At 48.4% G+C, this 24,667-nt stretch carries 12 protein-coding genes; 3 read left to right on the forward strand and 9 right to left on the reverse strand.

Going from position 1 to position 24,667, the window contains the following annotated elements; all coding sequences use genetic code 11:
• Positions 1 to 136: 136 nt before the first annotated feature.
• Positions 137 to 1,357, reverse strand: a complete 1,221-nt coding sequence (locus QZW47_RS28305) for an anhydro-N-acetylmuramic acid kinase (RefSeq protein ID WP_293135189.1) — start codon at positions 1,355 to 1,357, stop codon at positions 137 to 139.
• Positions 1,358 to 1,449: 92 nt separating this feature from the next.
• Complete coding sequence (locus QZW47_RS28310) at positions 1,450 to 2,181, reverse strand: PP2C family serine/threonine-protein phosphatase (RefSeq protein ID WP_293135192.1); 732 nt, start codon at positions 2,179 to 2,181, stop codon at positions 1,450 to 1,452.
• 745 nt (positions 2,182 to 2,926) lie between these two features.
• Here QZW47_RS28310 and QZW47_RS28315 point away from each other — a divergent pair.
• The 3 genes from QZW47_RS28315 (at position 2,927) to QZW47_RS28320 (ending at position 12,732) form a co-directional block, all read left to right on the forward strand.
• Entirely contained in the window at positions 2,927 to 4,153 is a 1,227-nt protein-coding gene (locus QZW47_RS28315; RefSeq protein ID WP_293135269.1) for an RNA-guided endonuclease TnpB family protein, read from the forward strand.
• 6 nt (positions 4,154 to 4,159) lie between these two features.
• On the forward strand, positions 4,160 to 4,318 hold the full coding sequence (locus QZW47_RS30275) for a helix-turn-helix domain-containing protein (protein ID WP_366930941.1): 159 nt from the start codon (positions 4,160 to 4,162) through the stop codon (positions 4,316 to 4,318).
• Between the two features lie 1,055 nt (positions 4,319 to 5,373).
• The gene (locus QZW47_RS28320; RefSeq protein ID WP_293135195.1) at positions 5,374 to 12,732 is read left to right on the forward strand and encodes a hypothetical protein; all 7,359 of its coding nucleotides are present in this window, start codon (positions 5,374 to 5,376) and stop codon (positions 12,730 to 12,732) included.
• A gap of 44 nt (positions 12,733 to 12,776) precedes the next feature.
• On the opposite strand, the gene QZW47_RS28325 is transcribed toward QZW47_RS28320, so the two are convergent.
• The 7 genes from QZW47_RS28325 to QZW47_RS28355 all read right to left on the reverse strand — a co-directional run bounded on the left by QZW47_RS28325 (position 12,777) and on the right by QZW47_RS28355 (position 24,103).
• A complete protein-coding gene (locus QZW47_RS28325; RefSeq protein WP_293135198.1) occupies positions 12,777 to 14,054 on the reverse strand; it encodes a transposase in 1,278 nt (425 codons plus the stop codon).
• Positions 14,055 to 15,151: 1,097 nt separating this feature from the next.
• On the reverse strand, positions 15,152 to 16,918 hold the full coding sequence (locus QZW47_RS28330; RefSeq protein WP_293135201.1) for an AarF/ABC1/UbiB kinase family protein: 1,767 nt from the start codon (positions 16,916 to 16,918) through the stop codon (positions 15,152 to 15,154).
• 155 nt (positions 16,919 to 17,073) lie between these two features.
• Positions 17,074 to 17,409: a DUF6825 family protein gene (locus QZW47_RS28335; RefSeq protein WP_293135204.1), complete on the reverse strand. Its 336-nt coding sequence runs from the start codon at positions 17,407 to 17,409 to the stop codon at positions 17,074 to 17,076.
• Between the two features lie 649 nt (positions 17,410 to 18,058).
• Complete coding sequence (locus QZW47_RS28340) at positions 18,059 to 19,630, reverse strand: serine/threonine protein kinase (protein WP_293135207.1); 1,572 nt, start codon at positions 19,628 to 19,630, stop codon at positions 18,059 to 18,061.
• A 499-nt stretch (positions 19,631 to 20,129) separates the two neighbouring features.
• The gene (locus QZW47_RS28345) at positions 20,130 to 20,264 is read right to left on the reverse strand and encodes a hypothetical protein (RefSeq protein ID WP_293135211.1); all 135 of its coding nucleotides are present in this window, start codon (positions 20,262 to 20,264) and stop codon (positions 20,130 to 20,132) included.
• Positions 20,265 to 20,605: 341 nt separating this feature from the next.
• Positions 20,606 to 21,061, reverse strand: coding sequence for a DUF2127 domain-containing protein (locus tag QZW47_RS28350; RefSeq protein ID WP_293135214.1), 456 nt, complete (start codon positions 21,059 to 21,061; stop codon positions 20,606 to 20,608).
• 156 nt (positions 21,062 to 21,217) lie between these two features.
• The gene (locus tag QZW47_RS28355) at positions 21,218 to 24,103 is read right to left on the reverse strand and encodes a CBS domain-containing protein (protein WP_293135217.1); all 2,886 of its coding nucleotides are present in this window, start codon (positions 24,101 to 24,103) and stop codon (positions 21,218 to 21,220) included.
• Positions 24,104 to 24,667 lie beyond the last annotated feature (564 nt).

Genomic DNA, 24,667 nt, shown 5'->3' on the forward strand with positions numbered 1-24,667 from the left:
ATCCAACTTCCTTCGAGCGTCCATTGGCCAGATTCCATTAAAAACGTGTGAGCCACAGTGCTGTTCCTATGCTTTTCCTGCTGGCTACAATGCTGGTGCAACAACGCACAGCCGTTGTCCCTCAGAGTCTATGCTATCACGCCAAACTGTGCCAACAAGAGTTAATTTCTCCTAAAAGTACCGGAGCGATCGCACCAGTAACTTGAGGCAGATTGCCGGGAATGCCCCGCACCCGCCATTCGGCTAAAACCGCGAAAGCGATCGCCTCTTTAAAATCTACACTCAAGCCTGCCTCAGAAGTAGTCAACACTTGCACAGGATGCAATTGAGATTGCAATCGGCGTTTTAAGTAGATATTGTGGCTGCCGCCCCCGCACAGTAAAACTCGATCGGGCATAGCCGGCAAAAAATTTTGGTAACTGTTCACTATCGAGACAACAGTCAGTTCTGTCAAAGTAGCCAGGACATCAGCAGGACTGAGGTTGTAAGGCTTGGCCTCAAGCAAACACCGGTCAAAATAGTCTACACCAAATAACTCTCGCCCTGTAGATTTTGGAGGTGGTTGAGCAAAAAAATCTTGAGAAAGCCAAGTTTCGACCAAAGCTTCACAGGGAGTACCCGTTGATGCCCAAGATCCACCAGAGTCGATCGCCAAAGTGTCGCCCGAGAAGTGCTGCACTGCCAAATCTAACAGAGAATTTGCCGGGCCTGTATCCCACCCCAAGATCCCTTCTCCCAGAGTGTAAATCTCAGATTCGTCATGATTTCCCTGCTTTCGAGTAGCTGGGAGATAGGTAACATTGCCAATACCACCGAGATTTTGGATGCAGAGGCTGCGGTTGGGTTCTGCCAGCAGGCAGGCATCAACTATTGGCACTAAGGGCGCTCCTTGACCCCCTGCTGCAATGTCGGCGGGTCTAAAGTTGCTGACAGTAGTAATGCCTGTCAACTGGGCAATTAGGGCTCCCCGCCCGAGTTGCAAGCTGTAGCCCATCAACGATTTGGGGAACGGTGTTGCGCCCTCTCTGCTGTTTTCCGTATTCCGCGGGGGTCGGTGGTAGACAGTTTGGCCGTGAGAGCCGATTAATTCTGCTCGATCGTGTTCCGCTTGAATTGTCAAGGCCGCCGTCGCAAACTCTTGGGCGATCGAGTCATCTAATTCGGCGAGTTCAGCCATTGACAAAGGTGAGCCGCTGCAAACCGAGAGAATTTGCGATCGCAAAGCAGGCGGATAAGGGAAAGTCTTACCCGCCACCAAATTCACTTTCAAGTCTGTTTGGGAACCTACCACATCCACCAACGCAGCATCAATGCCATCCACTGAGGTGCCGCTGATCAAGCCGATAACGCGAACCATTCGATTTTAGATTTTAGATTTTAGATTTGAGATTTTTGGATTGGGAGATTGGGAGATTGAGAGATTTTTAGGTGTGCCAGGAGGCGAGGATATTATTTGAGGTCGATCGTCACGATCACCACCGTAATATTATCGCGTCCGCCTTTATCCTTAGCAGCTTCAATCAAAGCTGTGGTGGCGCCCTCGCAGGCGCGAATCGACTTGAGAGGCGAAGCAATCAAAGGATCGGAAAGTTCCTCAGTCAAGCCGTCACTGCACAGCAGCAAGCGATCCCCGGGCTTCACATCCACCGGCAAAATATCTATTTCGCGCAAATCGTCGCGGCCCAAACACTGAGACAAAACGTGACGCCAAGGATGAGTGCGAGCCTGTTCCGGAGTCAGCGCCTTTCGTTTGACAGCCTGAGCCACCCAAGTCTGGTCTTCAGTAATCTGCTCCAAGCGAGATCCGTGGAGGCGGTACAAGCGAGAGTCTCCGATATTAGCGCACCAAGGTCTGCCCTCATCCCTAAAGATGAGAACCACAGCCGTAGTCCCCATATCAGCACGCTCGGGGTGCTTGAGCTGATCCGTCAAAATCGCTTGATTAGCAATTAAAAAAGCCTTTTCCAATAACAGCGGAGAATCCTCCGGTTCTTCCCAATGTTCGATTAAATAAGATTGAATAGCTTGAGTCGCAATCCGACTGGCTTCTTGACCTCCGGCGTGTCCTCCCATACCGTCGGCAACTATGAAAAATCGCCCGTCAGAGTCTATGTAGTACGAATCCTGATTTACGGAACGAACTAGCCCTGTGTCTGTCTTGCCTGCGAAAGAGCGTTTCATAGATTGGGTGATTTGACTCATCGAACTTGAAAGCTTGATTTAACACGTGCAAAGTTTTCTTGCCAAACTTAACTCACGAACCGGAGTTGACATTTCTGCCGCCGACGATCGCCCGTTTGGGAAAAATTGCAGTTACTTGATCTTATATTGTAGATCGTCTGATGGTAATCCCATCTAAAAATTTCCCTAAATCAAGGATATTAAGCAGCACCTGCAAAAAACGGGATTTCGACACAAAAATCAGAGGTTGAGCAGGCGAGAAATAAACAGCAGGCTGGTTTTTAGTTAAGAGCGCGCCGCTGGTGGTGGTGTAAATTTTAGCTAAACTGCTGTTCATCCCTAGCGCCATAGAACTTTGAGGTTGGCGCGCGGATGAAAAGCAAGTGAGGCGAGGATTACACTCACCCAGTTGTCCGACAATCGCAGATATTGGCAAGTGGTGGGTGGATGGCGAGACAAACAAAATCCCTTAGCTGCTCTTGGTATTTGTGAGATTTATAGGGCGATTACTTTCGTGGTGTTAAAAGCAGTCAAAGTTAGCTAAACAGACGGGAATCCCCACACCATACCGTACTCGGTTGGTGTGGGATGAAAGGCGAGCGAAGCGACGATTCCACCCGACCAGAATCTGACAAGCGACGCTCTCAGCAAGCGGTCGGGTGGATGAGGAGATGAGCAAATCTTCACCCTTGCCTAGTTTTCGCGCCTGTGTTATCAGGGTTCTATTGGCGTGATAAAAAACATTGTGTTGAAGGCAGTCAAAGTCAGAATCTATCCCAGCGAAGAACAACAAAGCCATCTAGCGCAAGCATTTGGCTGTGTTCGGTGGGTGTGGAATCAATCATTGGCTACCATGTCCCAGACCTACAAAGAAACTGGGAAAGGAATCTCTGCCCTCACAATGAAGAAACAGATTCCGGTCTGGAAAACTGAGTTTGAATGGCTTAAAGAGTGTTACTCTCAGTGCCTTCAGTCCTCGGTACTGAATTTGTCTCAGGCGTTTATCAACTTCTTTGATGGTCGCGCCCTTTATCCAACTTTCAAGAAACGCCACGGAAAACAGTCGATTCAATTTCCGCAGAACGTTAAAGTTTTGGGCGATGATCAGATTAAGTTCCCTGGCAATCTTGGAGTAGTTAGGGCTAAAATTCATCGTGAATTGGTGGGTAGCGTGAAAACTGTTACGGTATCTAAGATGCCTGATGGTCGTTACTACGCATCGCTGTTGATGGATGATGGGGCTGATAAACCAGCCATAAAGGAGGATGGTAAGGCAATCGGTCTAGATATAGGTCTACTCGACTTTGTTGTCACATCTGAAGGCTCTAAATACCAAAATCCTCGACATCTTAAAAAGCATGAGCGGAACCTGAAACGCAAACAACGTAAGTTATCTCGCAAAAAAGATAAGACAACCGCTAAACGCCGCAAGGCTAAATTGGCTGTAGCCAAAGTCCACTCGAAAATTGCTAGAGTTCGTGAAGATTTCCGACATAAACTATCCCGTAAGATAGTCGATGAAAACCAAATCATTGTCGTAGAAAATCTGGCGGTAAAGAACATGGTGAAGAATCATTGTTTGGCTAAATCGATATCTGATGCTGGCTGGGGAATGTTCTGTACAATGCTCAAATACAAAGCAGAAGCCGAGGGTAAAGTTTACCTAGAGGTAGGTCGATTTTTTCCGTCATCACATCTTTGCTCTGAGACTTTACTGTTGCTGCCAAAAATGGATCTGTCTGTGCGTGAGTTCAATTGTCCCCACTGCTCTAAGCGGCACGACAGAGACATTAACGCAGCCATCAATATCAGAAATGAAGGCTTACGTTTATTGGCGTTGGGAACCAGCGTTACTGCCCTTGGAGGCAATGTAAGACCAAAACAGTATGGGCGTAAGTCTACTGCTGTGGCGGCGGTTGCCCTTGAATTGGGAAGCCACCAGCATATCGGTACTCCGATTGCTGGCGGGTAGTTCACAATGTATCCCAGCCAAAAACAAGAAAGTCATGTAGCGCCAGCTTGCGATCGTGTCCGTTGGGTATGGAATCAGTCATTTGCTATTATTTCCTCAACCTACAAAGAGGCTGGGAAAAGTATTTCTGCTTTCCGTTGTAATGTCTTGAGTCGATGGTTCTAAAGACCAAAACCCTTCTCGGTGAGAGGCACTAAACCGCAGCGGCAAACTTGTTCAGTGCTTCCACGCAGTCTTTACAAAGCTTTACCAAAAAAAAGTTGAGTTTTGCATAAAACTACCGAGTCGCCCTGATAAGTAAATGAGGACTGACGCACCAAGCTCAAGAAACCGGGTTTTTAGCCTAATCTCTTGGTAACAGCGAATAATTTTCGTAAAAACCCGGTTTCTGGCCACCCGCGCATCAGTCCTAACCTCTGTTTCGATGCTTTCACGGAGTCTTTACAAAGCTTTACCAAAAAAAAGTTGAGTTTTGCATAAAACTACCGAGTCCGCCCTGATAAGTAAATGAGGACTGACGCACCAAGCTCAAGAAACCGGGTTTTTAGCCTAATCTCCTGCTAACAGCGAATAATTTTCGTAAAAACCCGGTTTCTGGCCACCCGCGCATCAGTCCTAACCTCTGTTTCTGTGCTTCCACGGAGTCTTTACAAAGCTTTACCAAAAAAAAGTTGAGTTTTGCATAAAACTACCGAGTCAGCCCTGATAAGTAAATGTAAGCAACAGTTAGGCGGTTGCGGCGATCGCCCTTCAACTCCCAAAACAGCTCTTTTCGGTGCTTTCACGGAGTCTTTGCAGAACTTTCTCAAAATAAATTGAGATTTTGCATAAAACTACGGAGTCAGCCCTGATAAGTAAATGTAAGCGACAGTTAGGCGGTTGGGGCGATCGCGCTTCAACATTGAATTTATTAATTTCGGGGGTGTTTTGGGTATGTTTGACGATTTTTCGATGTTTTTCGATGTTTACGCACGAGCACTCAGTATGTTTTGCGTAGATATACGGGTTTTAAGCTAATCCGGTTTTAGCGGTTGTCTGCGGTTGTTGCGGGCGATCGAGCTTTTTAACAATACCTTAACTGACTTGAAATGACTTGAAGGGCGATCGACCCTAATTTTCAGGCGAGCAAATTCGGTAAATGTGACACGTCTGTGCGTGTCGGCGGAGTCTTTTTGTCAATTTTCAGCACACTTTGTATCTACTACGAGAGGACAATAATCATGGCTACTAATTCAAACGATTACACCTGGAATGCTGATGCGGTTTTGAAAAATCTTATTGAGGAACGTGGGAAAACAAGAGTTTACTTTGTTAATGGTATATGGACAGATGCAGATGGTTTCAAAAAGCAAAAAAACAACGTATCTAACACCTTTTCTCTAGACTATTTAAATCTAGGCATCCCCAGTTCAATTGATAATTATGTAGCAACACATAATAATACCAAAGACCAAGTAACAGATGGATGGGATCAAGGCGTGGATGAAGTTTTAGATAATTTTCAGAATTTGAGAAACGTTCTCTCGCCAATTTTATATGATACCGCTCTTCAAGGTTTTAGAAGTTTTTGGGATTCTTTACCTCCTATAAATGGTAAAAAGCCTTCTATAGACGACGACCCATTCCTTGGTGTTGGTTACAATGCTCCTGATTTTGCAGCACATCACAATATCTCAGATTCATATGAAGGCTATAAAGGAGTAAAATTTCTTAATGAGGATGGTAAAAATTTAACTCTCCTTAACGGGAATACTATTGCTCCCATAGCAGATTTTCTGAATCTTTATGGAAAGCTGGATGACTTAGTTACAAGGTTAGGCAAAGATCCAGCTAGCGATCTCGCTGAAGCTCTTAGCCAATTCTGGGAAGATAAAAAGGACTCTCCAGCTAGTCCCAAGGTCAACGAATTATGGTTAGATAATGTCGGAACTCTAACAGGTGCAACTAATTGGTTAGGAAATAATAACCAATCAGTAATATTTGTTGGCCACTCTCAGGGTAACTTTTTTATTGAGGATGGGCTGCGTAATTTAAACCAAGAGAAGGTAAGAATTATTTCCCTTGGATCGCCAACCAACTATTCATCCTTGTCTTTAGGAAACAACAAAATTGCTCCGTTTATTGAAGGTCAAGATCCAATTACCGATTTGCAATACAATTCTGGGCTATCAAATCGGGATAAAATGAAGAAAATATTGGATACTTTCCAGCTTGGGAACTTGAGGTCTATTGGCGACCACGACCTCAGTAAAAAATATTTGCCTAACCCGGATGTCAAAAAGAGCTTTGAGGATTTTTTCTATCAACTGCATCCCGAAGGATTTTACTTTTCTGGTCAAATCATTAATGATGGGCAATCAGGTGTGCTTATAGGCACGGATAAAGGTGATTTTCTGAAAGGGCTTTCAACTGATGATTTGTTAATTGGCAATGAAAAAAATGATGTTTTACACGGAGAATCAGGCTTAGATACTTTAGTTGGTGGCTCTGGTTACGACTTTTTGGATGGTGGATTTGGATCAGATATTGCTGATTACTCAGAAGACCCTAAAGCAATTAATGTAAGTGCAGGGACTGTAGGTGGTTCCGCTGTTTACCGGGTCACAGATGGTTATGGAAATCAAGATGTTTTAGTTGATGTTGAGGCGATCTTTGGAACCAATCATGAATCTTCCCCTTTTGTAGGGCCAGTAGCACCAGGAACCCAACGATATGCTGATACAATGCGTGGCGGTGCAGGCAATGACTACTTTTATGGACTAGGAGGTTCAGACCTTTTAGTTGGTAACGCAGGCAAAGATTATTTAGATGGCGGCAATGGTAATGACTTTATCGAAGGGGGTGATAATGAAGACACCATAATTGGAGGCGAAGGTAAAGACACGATAAATGGAGGTGAAGGTAAAGACATAATTTATTCACAAGACGGAGATGATAGCATTCACGGCGGTAACGATGACGACATCATCTATGCTGGCAAAGGCAAAGACTGGGTTTCCGGCGATAGTGGTTACGGTCACGACACCATTTACGGCGAACAGGGTGAAGATACACTCTACGGTCAAGGTGGAAGCGACATCATCTACGGTGGTGATGACAACGATATCCTCAGCGGTGGAAATGATGACGATATTCTCGATGGCGGTACAGGCGATGACATCCTAAATGGCGATGCTGGCAACGACAAACTCTACGGCCAAGCTGGCAACGACTTCATCCAAGGCAACGAAGGCGAAGACTACGCCGAAGGTGGCAGCGGCCGCGACTTAATCCAAGGCAACGAAGGCGATGACATCCTCTACGGCGGCGACGGTAGCGACACCCAACAAGGAAACACCGGCGACGATTTCATTGATGGCGGCAACGGCCAAGACTACCTCCAAGGCAACGAAGGCGATGACGAAATCTACGGACAAGCCGGCAGCGACTTAATCGAAGGCAACACCGGCAACGACTGGCTGGAAGGTGGCAATGACCAAGACACGATTTTTGGCGGGGCCGACGATGACGATATTTTCGGACAAGCTGGCGATGACTCCCTGTTTGGCGAAGACGGCAAAGACTTGATCGATGGTGGCGATGGCAAAGATACTCTGTTTGGCGGGGCCGATGACGACGTACTTTTAGGTCAAGCTGGCGAAGATACTCTCAATGGCAATGCTGGCAACGACGAACTTTACGGCGGTACTGGCAATGACTTCTTAACAGCAGAAGCAGGCGATGATTTAATTGATGGCGGTGAAGGAGTCGATCGAGTTAACTACGATAACTCACCAAACGGAGTCATTGTCAACATCGATGAAAGCCAAACCTACGAACACAACAAAAGACAACGGGCGAGACAAGCCGTAAATCCAGCCAACCCCGACCAATTTTACACCGACCTAGAACGCGACTTTGAAATCGACTCCGGCGCAGCCAAAGACGGTTTCGGCAACACGGACAAGCTAACCAATTTAGAAGACATCACTGGTACACGCTTTGATGACATCCTGATTGGCAACAGCAAAGACAATCAAATCAAAGCCTTAGCCGGAAATGACATCCTCATCGGCCACCAAGGAAATGACAGCTTTGATGGCGGAGAAGGCATAGATATTGTCAGCTACCGCCGCGACTTCAACGGTGTCACCGTCAACCTCGAAACAGGTACAGCCACCGACGGTTCCGGTGCAAATGATGCCATTACCGGAGTCGAAAACGTTGTCGGTTCCGAATTCAACGACGACATTACAGGCGACAAAAACGCCAACACTCTCACTGGCGGTAGCGGCGACGATAAAATCAAGGGCCTCGACGGCAACGACCAACTTTACGGCGAATTCGGCAATGACGAAATTTCCGGCGGTACAGGTAGCGACAGGATTTTTGGCAATCAGGGAGAAGACTCTCTCTACGGTGAAGCCGGCAACGACTTTGTGTACGGCGGCGACGGCAGCGACTTCGTAGACGCAGGTACTGGCGATGATTTTGTCTCCGGCGACAGCGGCAGCAACGACAGCAGCTACGGCAACGACACCATCTACGGCAATGCTGGCAACGACCAACTCTACGGACGCGCAGGCAATGACAACATCTACGGCGGCGAAGACAAAGACACCATCTACGGGGAAAGCGACAACGACAAACTCTACGGAGAAGGAGACACCGACCTCATATACGGTGGCACCGGCGACGACGAAATGTTCGGCGGCGACGACAAAGACACTCTCATCGGCGAAGCGGGCAACGACACCCTCAGCGGCGATGCAGGCGACGACACCCTAGATGCAGGCATCGGCAACGACTACCTCTACGGCGGCACCGGCAAAGACACCCTCAACGCAGGCCTCGGCAATGACGAACTCTACGGCGGCGACGATGCCGACATCCTCCTCGGTAAAGAAGGCGACGACAACCTCTACGGCGAAGCGGGCGACGACTCCCTCGATGCAGCAGAAGGTAACGACAAACTCTACGGTGGCGACGGCAAAGACTTCCTTGATGCTGGCATTGGTAACGACCTACTTTATGGAGGTCAAGGCGATGACACTTTACTCGGCAAAGCCGGCGATGACAACCTGTTTGGGGAAGGCGGCAACGACTCCCTCAATGCAGCAGAAGGCAATGACAATCTCTACGGTGGCGACGGCAAAGATATCCTTGATGCGGGTATTGGCAACGACCAACTTTGGGGTGGTCAAGATGATGACACTTTATTAGCCCAAGCTGGCGATGACAACCTATTTGGGGAAGCGGGCAATGACATCCTGAATGCAGGCGATGGCAATGACAGTCTCTACGGGGCCGATGGCAAAGACTTTCTTGATGCGGGCAGCGGTAATGACTTACTTTATGGTGGTCAAGACGAGGACACTTTACTCGGTAAAGCTGGCGACGACAAACTGTTTGGGGAATCTGGCAATGACATCCTGGATGCAGCCGAAGGTAATGACAGTCTCTACGGTGGCGACGGTAAAGATTTACTTGATGCTGGCAGTGGCAACGACCTACTTTATGGTGGTCAAGACAATGACACCTTATTCGCCCAAGCTGGCGATGACTACCTCTACGGCGAAAACGGCGATGACATCCTGAATGCAGGCGATGGCAATGACAGTCTCTACGGCGGGAACGATCGCGATACATTATACGGTCAAGCTGGCAGCGACTTACTAGAAGGCGGTTCCGGCGATGATTCCCTGCTGGGCGGCGAAGGAAACGATACCCTTCTCGGTCAATCTGACAGCGATACTCTCTACGGTAGCGGTGGCGATGACATCCTCGAAGGCAACTCAGGAACTGACCGACTTTTCGGCGAACTCGGTAACGACTCCCTCGATGGCGGTAGCGAAAATGACACCCTCGAAGGCGGCGATGGTAACGACTTCCTAGACGGTGGCGACAATAACGATAGTTTGTTCGGACAAGCTGGTGACGATACGGTTCTCGGCAGTCGCGGCGACGATATTGTCGATGGCGGTTTGGGGAATGATTTGCTACAGGGCAATGAAGGAAGCGATCGCCTCTACGGACAAGCAGGCCTCGATACCATCCTCGGTGGCAACGACAGCGACACTCTCTGGGGAGGCGACGACGGCGACAGTTTGCTAGGAGAATCCGGCAGCGATACCCTGTTCGGCGGCACCGGCGACGACATTCTCGATGGTGGTAATGATAGCGACAACGTTTACGGTGAAGCGGGTAAAGACACTCTCTCCGGCGGTAGCGGTGACGACATGGTTGACGGCGGTACTGAAAACGATACTCTGTTCGGCAACGACGGCCGCGATAAATTGTACGGCCGCGCAGGCGATGACCTTTTAGAAGGCAATGCCGATAATGACGAACTCTGGGGCGGTGACAACAACGATACGCTGTTGGGACAAACCGGAGATGACGTTCTCTGGGGTGAAGCCGGCAATGACAGTCTGGATGGTGGCGAAGGGGACGATCGACTTTTCGGTCAAATCGGTACTGATACCCTCTTTGGTAACAACGGAGACGACTACCTAGAAGGCAACGCAGGCGATGATAGCTTGAGTGGTGGCGCAGGGCGCGATCGACTTTACGGCAACGACGGCAACGATTTCGCCGAAGGTAACAGCGGTGACGACTTCATCGATGGCGGCGCAAACAACGATACCTTGTCTGGTGGTGAAGGAGTCGATCGAATTTTCGGTCAATCCGGCAACGACAGCATCCAAGGAAACGAAGACAACGACTTCATCGACAGCGGAACCGGCAACGACACCGTATTTGGCAACGACGGCGACGACGAAATCTACGGCCGCGAAGACCGAGATTTCATCGATGGCGGCCGCGGCAACGACGAAATTTACGGCGGCGACAACATTGACACCATCTTCGGACAAACCGGCAACGACAACATCGATGCCGGAAGTGGCGACGACTCGGTATTCGGCGGCGACGGCAACGACAACATTTGGGGTCAAGCCGGCAACGACTTCATCAACGCCAACGCAGGCAACGACAACGTTTGGGGCAACGAAGACGACGACAAAATTTTCGGAGAAGCAGGCGACGACAAAATCGACGGCGGTTCCGGCTACGACACCATCGACGGCGGCGCCGGCAACGACGAACTCTTCGGCGGTACAGGGAACGACCAATTACTGGGAGGGGCTGGCGACGACAAAATCGACGGCAGCATCGATGATGACAAACTGTTCGGAGGCGCTGGAAATGACCAAATTTCCGGCAGTGAAGGGCAAGACACGATTTTCGGCGAAGTTGGCGAAGACACCCTCTACGGCGGTGATGAAACTGACTTGATGGATGGCGGCGCCAGCAACGACTTAGTTTACGGCGACTCCGGCGACGACACCCTGACAGGCGATTCTGGCAACGATACGCTGTTCGGTGGTTTTGGGAACGACTTCATGGGAGGAGGTGCCGGCAACGACTTATTACTCGGTCAATGCGACGATGACACCATGCTGGGAGGTGCTGGCCGCGACACCCTCGATGGCGGTTGTGGCAACGACTTGCTAAGTGGAGAAGTTGGAAACGACTACCTGTTCGGCGATTTAGGCGATGACAGTCTTGATGCTGGTACCGGTGACGACATCCTGAATGGCGGGGGCGGCAACGACTTGTTAAATGGCAGTAGCGGCAACGATACCTTGAACGGTAACGACGGCAATGACCTCCTCTATGGTGGCGAAGGTAACAACGTCCTCAACGGCGAAAATGGCGAAGATACGCTGTTTGGAGGCATCACTAGCGATTTGTTTGTCATCGGGCCAAATGCCGGAGTAGATCAGATTTTCTCCTTCCAAGTCGATCGAGATTATCTCGGACTCAACGGCAATCTCACCTTTGACCAAATCAAGATTTCCCAAGGTGCGAACGGTTTTACCAACGATTCTTTGATTACCATTGCAGACAGTGGCGAACAATTAGCCGTCTTAAAAGACGTTCAATTCACTCAAATTGACAGTTCTCGTTTTGTCTCCTACAGCTACAACGGCGCCCTACCTCAAGCCTTCAATACTCCATCAAATATCGATCCGTTAACAGGTGTTTCTGTTGATGCTGACGATTCGATGACTGGCAGTATTAATCCGAACTTGCCCGGTGTGCAAAACAATACTGTTCCTGCATCAGCAACTCCAACTTCCAATCAGTCACCAGCAGGTACTAGCGCCAGCATTCTGACAGCAACTACTGCCAACAATCCTGTGACACCAGCAGGTACTAGCACCAGCATTTTGACAGCAACTAACACTAATGCTGTCCAATTACCAGCAGGTACTAGCGCCAGCATTCTCGCCCCAACTACCACGAAGACGAACCCTAGCGATCCATTAATCAATGGCGGTTCCATTTCTAGTATGATGAACTTTGGTGGTCAAACCGATGATGACATACTCATCTACGGTAATAACGGTTTCTTTGCTCCTCTAAGTCTCAGTACAACTCAATCAGTTACTGGTGTTAAGACGGCAAGCAGTGTTAATAATATTGTTCCCGATGCCAGCCTTGCTGCTATGGACAAGAACCTGTTAGTTACTTCTCTTACCAGCCCAGCTAATCCACTCACAAGTAATGGCGTTACTACCACGAAACTACTGTAGTTGACGACTCCCTGGCATAAATGCACAGGGATTCTCAAAGGATGTTACGAAGCGGGCTGAAGCCGCGCTTCGTAACCCTTCTTCCTGTCTCTTTGGCTCTTAACTAGACTGTTACCAGTCCCCGTCAGACCGCCTCCACAGGCAACTTCTTTTATGTCCACGATGCGTCCCACCGCAGACAGGCTCTCTACACCCCGATTACGAATCACTTGCGCTGCTGCTACATCCCGATGGGTGGTGTATCCACACTCCGGGCAAGCATGAAGCCTATCGCTCAAGTCCTTCTTCCCCGTGTGAGCATCACAATTAGGGCAAACTTGCGAGGTGTAATCCTTGTTCACTTTGGCAAAATAAACACCCCGTTTCCAACACACCCATTCCAGGATTGAAACAAATTGCCCAAACCCAGCATCTAAGGTATGTTTGCCCAGCATCCCTTTTGCCCAGGAGATGAAGTTGATATCTTCGACCAACAGCATTCCAGCATCGTCACAAAGCTTGTGAGCCAACTTAAAATGCCAATCCTTGCGAGTATCCGATATCTGCTGATGCAACCTGGCAATTTTCTGATTCAGCTTATGGCGATTGTTAGAACCCTTCTTCTTGTTTCTCAGTCTGCGTTGTAGCAATTTAAGCTCACGTTGCAGAGTCTTGAGAAACCGAGGACGATCAATCAATTCACCATCAGAGGTCGCCGCAAACTTATCTAGACCCAAATCAATCCCGCGTGGATGCCCCCAAGGAACGGGATCAGGCACACTCACATCAGATTCCAGCGTCAGCATCCCTGAGTACCCCGAAGCCTTGGGCACAACCCGAACTTGCTTCACCACGAAGCCATCGGGTATCTCACGCGACTTGACATAATCCACCCATCCCAACTGCGGTAACTTGATCTGATTCCCTTTCAAGAATTGAGCTTTACCCAATTGCGGATAAACAAATGACCGCAGCCGATAACGGTTCTTGAACCGAGGAAACCCCATGCCTTTACGCTTCATATCCACAAACGCAGTCTCCAGTTTTCTCAAAACCTGTTGCAACACTTGCGCGTTGACAGTCTTAAGTTCTGGATATTGCGTTTTGGCGCGAGTTAACGTATTGGCTTGCTCATAGTAGTTTGGGTAGGGTGCGTCCGCAGGAATGATGTATTCCGAAGTAATTGAACAAGCGTTGATCGGGCACTTACGAGAATTAATCCAGTCTTTGCGCTCACGCAGGGCAAAATTCCACACTTTTCGACAAACCGTTAAAGTCTGCTCGATGAGCTGAACTTGCTCCCCCGTGGGCATTGCCTTATACTCGTAAGTTAAACTCAACATGGTTCAATCACCTCCTACAAAATTATATAGCGTTTTGTAGGTGTATTCCCCGAAGAGTGCAAAATCTTGACTCGCAGCTTAAAAGCTGCCACTAGCTTTCATCCCCGGCTTGAAAGACCGGGGTTCTCAGCATGATTTCTATAGATTGAAATCTATCCCATAGATTAGATCAAAACCCGGTTTCTTCTCGAAAGAAGCCGGGTTTTTGGCGATCGCACCAAAACTGATAATATTTTCACTTTTCATTGGTCATGTCATTAAATATACAACTTGGCACTTAGGAATGAAAATTCAATAATTTAATTGATTTTACTGTTACCAGGAATAACCGGATAACTAATATTTTTAGAAATAGCCTAGTTTTATAGCAGTTGACAGTTGACAGCTTGCCCGAAGAGCGAAGTCGAAGAGTGGACAGTTGACAGTTGCATAACCCGAATCAAACCATTGATGACTCACGGGTATCAGCTCTATTCATGAAGTTATTTATGTCCTCACCGACGTGGCGGTTGCTATACATCGCAGCTTATAGGAAAAAGGATTATATGAGGTGTTTAAATTATTAAATTTTGGTTCCTTACCTGATGTAGAATCGGAAATCTAGTTTCTTAACAAAATATAGAGGTTGTAACTCGCAAATACCGGATGTTATGCTTTAACATCCTATTTATTCCAAGGTTTAAACAGTTGGTTAATCAAGGATGCGAGCAAAGCACTTAACCCTCGACATCTTAGAAAACACGAAGGAAACCTGAAGCGCAAATAATGCAAATTATATCGCCAACAATATCAGGCTACAAAATAGCGACGCCAAGCTAAACTGGCTGTTGCCAAAATCAATTCAAAAATCCCTAAACATCGAGAAGATTTCCGGCTTAAACTATCATATCGGGTCGATTGACCGCAATAATTAAGGTTTGTAGTGCGGACTTTAGTCCGCTCCAAGGCTGCGGACTAAAGTCCGCACTACGAACTTTCATTGTTATGCTAATCGAGCTGACAAATCTGTGGTTGGCCAGCCAAAACTGAACGTTCACTTTTCAAATTTTGGCTGGTGAGAAATCTCAAATTAAAATTGCTAATTTGACATTGCAAAATTATGACATCCTGTCCAAACGATCGATCCGCTTGAAGACGCGCACCATAGCCAACCCCGCACCAGCCGCCAGCACTGCCAAACCCGCAGCCGGCCAGACTAGATTGCTGACAAACATAATTGTTGCCGAGACAGTAAAAGCACTCATCAACATAGCGTAATTCGTGCTGACTTGAGCGCTGCTCATGCGGCGGAGCAAGCGCTCTGTTTCGGCGGAACGGACGCGAATTCGCAAATCACCCTGTTCGAGCTTGTCAATCGTCTCCTCAATCCGGCGCGGCAAACCCAAAGCAGTCGAACTCACCTGAGCCGCCTGACGGCCGATTTCGTTAAAAATGCTGCCACTAGCGTCATAGCCATTTCCATTACTCATAAGCTGCATGGCAAAAGGTTGTGCCACCTCCATAAAATTAAACTCTGGATCTAAGCCTCTGCCCACCCCTTCGATGGTGGAAAAAGCTCGCATCACAAAGGTAAAAGTAGCTGGGAAGCGAAAAGGTTGGTTGTAGGCAATATCGTAAAGGTCGTCTGTAATGGCGCCCACGGACTGATTTTCAAAAGGCTTGTCCATGAAGTTATCCAGCATATACTGGATCGATCGGCGCACCGGACTCATATCACCCGTAGGCACCAAAGCACCTAATTCGATCAGAGAATCCATAATCCTCTGTCCGTCCTTAGAAGCAATGCCGTAGAGAGTCTCCATCAGTCCTTGGCGGACGTTGGACTGAATTTGACCCATCATGCCAAAATCGTAGAAAATCAGACAGCCGTCAGCACTAACAGCGATATTGCCGGGGTGGGGGTCAGCGTGAAAAAAGCCGTCGTTGAGCAACTGCTGCAAATAAGCTTTGGCGCCCAACTGAGCGATTAACTTGCGATCGATCCCGGCCGCTTCGAGAGCCTCGTAGTGGCTGATTTTAATTCCCGGCAGGTATTCCAAAGTCAGGACTCGCGGAGCCGCGTAGCGCCAGTAAACCCTAGGCACCCGCACCCAGTCGCAGTCGCTAAAATTGCGCCGAAAAGTATCAGCATTGCGGCCTTCATGGAGATAGTCAATTTCCAGCCAGAGAATGCGACAGCATTCCTCATAAATCCCGAGCCAATCTCGGCCGCGGCCCCACTTAGGATGGTTTTGAAAATAGCGGGCAATTCCCTTAAGAATTTGCAAATCGATCTCGAACAGCTTTCGCAGTCCAGGCCGCTGTACCTTAACCACTACTTCATGGCCTGAATGCAGTTGAGCTTTGTGTACCTGACCCAAACTGGCAGCGGCCAGGGGTACGGGGTCAAAGCTGCGGTAGAGTTCCCCAACAGTCTTGCCCAAATCTTGTTCGACAATTACCTCTAACTGCTCGTAGCTGAAAGCAGGCACTTTATCTTGGAGTTTAGAAAGTTCCTCAACAAATTCTGCTGGAAACAAGTCAGCGCGGGTGGAAAATAGTTGTCCAACTTTTATGAAAGTCGGGCCCAAATCCAGTAGGGTTTCTCGCACCCAGATTGCTTGAAAGCGCCGTCTGGCAACTTTCTTTTCTTCAGTCACGCCTCCCCAGTAGCTCCAGTTTTTGCTGTCGAGCCACAGCGAAGACAGCCACAACAGGACAAAGGCCCAAATGTCGAAGAAGCGCCGCTGCCGGGAGTATTTTTCGCGATTCCAGCGATAAGCTTTACTTTTGTAGGATTTACTAGCAGTTTTCGGCTCATCGGCCTCGGCAGCCTGCTTGAGGGAGCGCTGGCGATTAACAGAGTCATCAAGGAGAGCAGACACTTGGGTTCCCAAATTGCTTATTTTAAGTTGTTTTGATGGCAGGAAGGAAGGAGCGCAGGAGCGCATCGCTTTGCGCTCGCATAGAAATCAGTCAATAGTTGGTTGTTGCGATCGTTGTGAAGCGCAGCTATCCCTTGTGGGGAGTCGGCGGCGCGTTAGGGCAAACTGCTGCGGTAGCGCTGTAATTCCGATCGCACCAATGCCACTTCGGCGCGCAGCTCGTCAATAGTCGCTTGCAGCTCGCCCGGATGGATGTCTTCTATGGTAGTGCTGGTAGTTGCAGTGCCAGTTCTAGTCTGGGTAGCCTCATCGGCTGCTCGATTCGCCCGTTCCACAACTCGATCGGTGAACTGCCGCAGGCGTTCTCTTTGCTCGGCGTCAAATTTGCCGAGTTCTGAGAAAGCGTTGGTTGCTGCGCTTTCTAATTGCTCGTACAGTGCTTCGGCAAGTGCTCTGCCTACAAAAAAGGCATGAACGGGGGGTTTACTCATAAAAAAAATCTCTGTGCGCTTCCGCCACAAATTATAACTTGCTTATCCCCGATGGTGCTTGTTCCCAAAGACAGGAAGTTTGGGAAAAATGATGCGCTGCCCTGGCCGCGTGCGAAACAAACAACTTTTTTCAGGGGGCGCGATCGAACGATCCCGGGCCCCACCGAGACAACGGGTTGGATTCTCAGCTTTGGTCTAGCTAGGTTGTCTCGGTGGCCTCGGGCGAGCGACATATAGATTTAATTTCCTCAAATATATACCCGAGTCTCAAAAATGTGAGGTACAGGTTATGCGATTTTAGATTTGGTGATTTGGTGATTTCGTGATTGAGGGATTAATTGGTCAATACCCGATATGATATCTCGAACTGCTTTAGCATCCAAAAAATTATCTATTTTCCGAATAGCAGGGGTTTTGATTGTCGCCCCTATCGGGTAAATAGCGATTGATAATTAGGCAATTTTTACGGTGTAGTTCACCATATTAAAAATTACTATTAACCACAATTTCTGTATAAAAAAATGCCAATTTTATCGAGTATGAACGATAGTATGTGGGTTAAAAAAACAGTGTTTTCTGGATAATAAATGGATTTCGATGAGTCATAAAACCAAGTATCGATCGGTACATTTAAGAAACCCAAACAATCCTAATTTGTAGTCGGTTCTGGAACAGGAACAGTCGGTTCTGGAACAGGAGGCGGCGAGTAAGGCGCGATCGAACTATCGGAATTGCTGCCGCTGCGGCTCGGTATCGCAGGTTCAGGGGAGGCGGGTATTGGCGGGGCTGGCGGGGAAGATTCCGACGGCGACAGGGTGTCAGCAGTGTTAGCAGCAGGCGGTGCGGGTGTGGGGGACGAGTAGCTGGGAGATTCGGGGGGCAGGGGTGCAACGGAGGGTACCGGTGCGGGAGCTGGTTTGGGTGCTGGCTCGATTTGGGTGTTCGCTTCGGGAATGGGGGACTCAGAAAGCTGCTGTTCGGGATCGGGAGTCGGAGATGCCGAAGGTGACGCTGACGGCTCTGCGGCGTTCGTTTCTGGGCTTGGAGACTCAGAAACTCGATCGCTAGCGGCTGGGGACTCGATCGGTTCTGGAATGTTGCTGCTGTCTGAGGTTGGTTTGGGACGTTTGTTGAGTACGAGCGGCGGCACAGGGCTGCTTTCGACTGAGGGCTCGCCAAACATCGGCGCTGACATATCTTGGGATTTGAGTAAATCTTCCAGGGATGGGAAAGATTGAGTTTTGGGGCCATTGCTGCTGACACTGCTGCTGTTGTAGCGCCATGCGAGGTCAAAACCCATCCACCCTGCAATTGCAGCCGTCACCACAAATGCTAGCAAAGTCAACTGCGGCGGGGGAGGTGCGGGCAATCGCAGACTTTGCTTGCTGGTTCTCTCTGCTGGTACTCGCTCTTTTTGTTGCAGCATGGTAAGCCAATTTTCTACTGTCTGAGGGCGTTTGTCGGGGTCGGTTTCGAGTCCCTGAAGGATTGCTCGCTCGATTTGGGGGCTGAGGTTGGGTTGAAATTGTCGCAACTGAGCTAGCCCAATTCGATCGCGCAGGGGTGCTGCTACGGGTGGCACGCCGCAGAGCAAGTAATATAGGGTGGCTGCGATCGCATAGATGTCTGTGGCGGGCGTACATTTACCGTCATAGAGGTATTGTTCGATCGGCGCGTAACCCGGACACAGTAAGTTAGTGTGCGCTTGTTTGGTGCCGGCGCTAAAGTCGCGAGCAACGCCGAAGTCTATCAACATTACTAGATGAGAATCGGCTCGCCGGATAATATTTGCTGGCTTGATGTCTCCGTGCAACAATCCGCTGTCATGAACTTTACTTACCGCTGAGGCTATCTGCCTGATGTAGTGCAGGGCCTGGGCTTCTGGCAGCGGTTGACCGGTTTCGACTATCTGGGCGAGAGTTTTGCCCGGAATGTAGTCCATCGCGATAAAAGATTGTCCAGCTTCTTCAAAAAAATCCACGATCCTGACGATGTTGGAATGCTGACATCGAGACAGGCGTCGGGCTTCGGCAAGAAATTGCTGCTGAAACTGCGCCGATGCTGGGTGTTGGCGCAGACTTTCGTTGAGGGTTTTGAGTACGACGGTTTGGTTTAAACGGGTGTGGACAGCTCGGTAAGTAATGCCGAACCCTCCTATGCCTAAAGTCGCGTTAATTTGATATTTGCCCTGTTGCAGGGCTGTTGCTGGCGCTAAGTTCATCTTTAGTTGATGCCGGTTCCCAAACTATGCTACCGCCTTTGGGTCATTTCGCTCCTTGAGGCTCCCTATTCGATCGACCTGCGCCCTAGTTTTGGGTTTTAGTCGGAGTTTTTGGAGAGCGGGCGATCGTGTTCTGGGAATTTTTCACCAATACTTGTCAGGGCTTGAAGTATCTTTCTATACCAACCCTGTTAAATCTTAATACAATATTTTGGCAATAAAAATCCCGCTCTTGTGGAACGGGAAAGCCATCAGGGTGCATCTATATGCTCTTAATATAAATCATGGGGGGTATCACCCCTTTTTTGTTTAGCAAATCTTTACAAAACTTCCATGATTGTAAAGATTTAAAATCTTAGTTGACTTATTAACAGAATTGTGAGTTAAGATAATTGGCGATTGTTAAGACAATTGAGAGTTGACAGTTGACAGAAGAGCCTGAAGAGCGCGGTAGTTGGGTTGACAGTTGAGGGCGACTTCTATAGAACCCATTTGAGATCTATTCTGCGTAAATCTCAGAAACCGGGTTTCTAGGAGTATTTCTCGTCACCCAACCCAAAAACTCGTAGAAACCCGGTTTCTTGCCCCGGGTGTAAATCTCAGAAACCGAGTTAATCTCGGTATTTCTCGTCACCCAACCCAAAAACTCAAAGATGTCAAATGGGTTCTATAGCAGTGGACAGTTGACCGCTTGACAGAAGAGCGCGAAAAGCGACTTGCCCGCCCGCGAAGTCGAGGGGAGTCGAAGAGTGGACAGCTTGCGCGCTCGCGAAGTCGAAGAGTTGCTTCGTCAAGGAAATCAAACGGTTTCTGCTATGGGATATCGGCTCTATTCATGAGGTTATTTATGTCCTCACCGCTGTATTGATTGCTATAGCTGCAAGGGAGATGCTTTAAACAAATTCTTTTACAAGCTCTGTACGGGCAAAAAACGTTAAGAATCGGGTATGGGGCGATCGCTAACTGCGGTCAAATTTAAGCTTTTTTGCCGTGTGTCGGCAAATGGTGCAGCAAGTACCACAGCACAGCCACATTTAAGATGAATGCCACTAATTTAAGTACGGTGACACCATGAAATAACTCATATATTTCTGGTGGTATACTAATTCCTACCAGCACTACCACTAAGATGGTTGCCCAGCCTTTTTCGTACCACAAACCAATGGCTTCTACAGCAGTTATAATTGCATACAGTCCGGCGGCAACCCCGCTAAATAGTAAGGTATTTTGCTTAAGACTTAGAATTTTATCTAATAAATATTCGACTATTTTTAGTTTGGTTTCTAAGAAAAAAGACTCGGAAAAATCTTCCAAAGCTTCATGATTTTTAAGTGCCAAAAGCAAGGCTATCGAAGTTACTGTCAGCAGGGAAGCAACAAAACTTTTGTAAAGGACAATTGCGATTAAAGCAGGGGGGCGCTGGGTTTTCACGTTAATTATGAGAATATTTATAATGTGCGACGATGGCTTGTGAATAAACAAGGAAAAAGTTCGGCGTTGGATACAGTCACCGCAGATTTAAGGCAGATGAACACAGATGCAGCGCAGATAATTGCAAGATCGTGGTGGAATGAGTGCAATGCAAGTCTATTGAGGATAATGTTGTGCTAAGAAAGAGATAGCAGCAGCCCGATCGCCCAAATCGCCATTCAACCTCGCCGCCAACAAATCATCCAACATCAGTTTAAACCCAGGCCCGGGCTTGTAACCCAAAGCCTTCAAATCGTTGCCATTTAAAGGAGACTCAACATTTTTCCAGCGGGTGAGGTATTCCCAAATCTGGCGGCGCGCACTTCGGGGGCTTTGGAGGGCGATCGCAATTAACAGCGGCAACTCATAATTCCTCAACAGAAAAACCAATTGACTGGGTAAATTACACTTCAGTAAACCCTTTGTTAATTCCTGATTTCCAGCTTCCAAAACTTCCAGCCGCTTAATACTGTCAGTAGGTAACTGAAGATTTGTAGCCACCTTAACTCGATATTCCGGTGCTAAATAAGCGATCGCAACTTCCAGCCGCATCAGCCAATCGGGAATATTGATAACTGGGAATTGGGCATTGGGCATTGGGCATTGGGCATTGGGCATTGTTTCTTCCTTCTTCCCTCTTTCGTCTTCCTTCTTCCCTCTTTCGTCTTCCTTCTTCCCTCTTCCTTCTTCCTTCTTCCTTCTTCCTTCTTCCTTCTTCCTTCTGATAAAACATCGATCGAGTAAACGCAACCGGCGCCACAACGGACGATCCAAATCTAGAGTAGGATGAATGCAGCGCAAAGCCTGCAAATCTCCGAGCATTTGCAAAGCAACCTGCCAGTAAGGAGCTTGCAAGATGTACTTTAACTCACTTTTGAGGCGAGTTTCTAAAGCCGGAGCTCTGCCATTTTCCCCCTGAATGCGGTAATAAATCCCGCTTTCCAAAGCGTGACGGATGTATTTTTCAGTCTGCGACTCAATAGAAAATCCCAGCCGCACCGCAAACCGCACAGCCCGATAAATCCGCGTCGGATCTTCGATAAAACTGTTAGCGTGCAAAACTCGAATTTGTCGCGCTTCCAAGTCTAGCAAACCGCCAAAAAAATCCAACAATTCGCCACTGCGAGGAACACCCAACCGCACAGCCAACGCATTAATTGTAAAATCTCGGCGGTACAAATCTTGACGGATCGAACTCGCTTCAACTTCAGGATTTGCAGCCGGATAAGGATAAAATTCAGTACGAGCAGTAGCGATATCCAACCACAGGGAACCGAAAGCAGAGTCTTTGTGCCACAATAAGGCGGCGGTTTGAAATTGACCGTGAATGTCTAAACGCGAGTCTGGGTAAAGCTTTTGCAGTGCTGAAGCTAATTCGACACCGGCGCCGGAATCGTCTGTGCCGCAATTGCCATCAACTACTAAATCAATGTCTGTGAGCGCCAGTTTATCATCCTTCGCTAACAGTAAATCTCGGACTGCTCCACCGACAATATAAAGTTGCCAGCCGCGCTCTCGTGCAATGTTGGCCGCGATCGACAATAATTGCCATAATTCGCTACTAATGCCCGATCGCAACAATTGCTCAACCGACTCAGATACAGGATAATCGGACAATTGAGAATTACTACTCGTATCGCGGGCTTTTTGCTGGTGCAATTCCCGCAACACATCAGTGCGAGTCACAATTCCTACCAGTTTGCCGTTTTCCAACACCGGCAAACGCCCGATATCGTATGTCACCATTAAACCTTCAATTTCTGGTAACAAGGTATCCGGGGCGATGGTTTTGAGCTGCGGAGTCATGTAACCCTTAACTGGGGCGTGACTGAAACCGTGGTGTAGCGCAATATCAATGTCGCGACGGGAGATAATACCCGCCAGTCGATCGCCCGTATCGACCACCGATAACCCCGAATGTCCGTAGCGTAGGAGGGTACGGTGAGCCTCTGCTACGGAGGTTTCCGGGCGAATGCTCCGCACTGGGGATGACATTAATTCGCGGGCGGTTGGTGGGTGGGGGATTTGAGCTTTGAGTTGGTCGGTTAATTGATTTAAAGTCAGTAGGGCGTCAACATCGCGGGTGGCGAGGGAGGCGGCGCGGGCGTGCCCTCCACCGCCGAAAGGTTTGAACAATTCGCTGAGGTTTGTGCCTTCGATGCGCGATCGACCGATAATAGCTAAGCGGTTGGAAACTGCGGATTCAGCGATGTTGCGATTGCTGTCGTTTTCGCTCAATTTATAGACATTACCTAAAAGTAGAGCATCGGTTTCAGTTAAATCGAGCAAGCGAGAAGCCAGCGCCGAAAGTCCGGGCACGTAAGATTCAGTCGATAGTAATACTGAAGCTACTGTATAACCATGCAAAGTTTGCGATCGCAAATTTTCCAACGCTTCTCTCAGTAAATCCTGCAATTGCGGAGACAAACCGGGTTCTACATATTCCGAGATTACCCGCAAACTCGCTCCCTGTTCCATCAACCACGCTAAAGCTATTGCATCTCGCGCGGTTGCGCCCTCAAAGGTGAGGGAACCTGTATCGACGTGGATACCGAGGGCCATGACTGTGGCTTCTGAAGGTACCAGGCGGGATGTTATGTCGCCGTTTTCTGCGGCTTTTTTGAGTTTTTCGACAATTAATGTAGTGGTGGCGCCGACTGCTTCAATTTGGGTGACAGTAGCGGGAATGTCCAAATCGGCTTGTAGGTGATGGTCAAAAACCGATATTTCGTTGATGTGTGGTAAGTCTAACCATTCGGCGGCTTTGCCTAAACGATCGCGCCCCGAAGCATCTACTATAGTAATCGATCGAATTTGTTGCGGATTGACCGATCGACGTTCGATCATTGGATACTCATCGCGGTGTAGCGCCAAAAAATCCCTAACCGTCGGGTGACAACCGCCAGTCAGCACGATTCTGCTACCGGGGCGCAGCACGCAAAGTCCCACCGCCGCCCCCAAGCTGTCAAAATCTGCTGTTGTGTGGCACAAAACTAAGTCCATAGCCGAAAATCCCGCATCTCTCAATCCCAGAGTAGCAATTTCTCGTGCTCTGATACGCGATCGGGCGATCGGACTGTAATAGCACTGACGCTGCGGCTAGAAACCGGGTTTCTACGAAAAATTCGCGATGAGGAACGAGAAATCTACAAAGAAACCCGGTTTCTGAGGTCTTTTGTGCACTGTAGCAGGACTGACGTAGGGGGCTAGAAACCGGGTTTCTACGAAAAATTTGCGATGAGGAACGAGAAATCGAGCCAGAAACCCGGTTTCTGAGGTTTAATGCGACCTGGACTGTTTAACTTAAGCTTCAGCCAGTATCGAATCCAGTTTTCTGTGCAGCAGCGAACAATGATAAAATTGGTAAAAATCTCAAGAACCGCTGGCGCCTGTTCGCGCAACGCCCGAATGTCCGGTGGCTCTTTCGTATCCATCCGCTGACAATTTCCAGATTACCATCGGGATACTGTCAGTCAAACGATTTTAGATTTTAGATTTACTCCACAGATCGATCTGGGAGATTCAACTTTGGTCTAAAATTTGGAAATCTCCACGACTTAAGTCGGG

The organism is Microcoleus sp. bin38.metabat.b11b12b14.051, from assembly GCF_013299165.1.
GTDB lineage: Bacteria > Cyanobacteriota > Cyanobacteriia > Cyanobacteriales > Microcoleaceae > Microcoleus.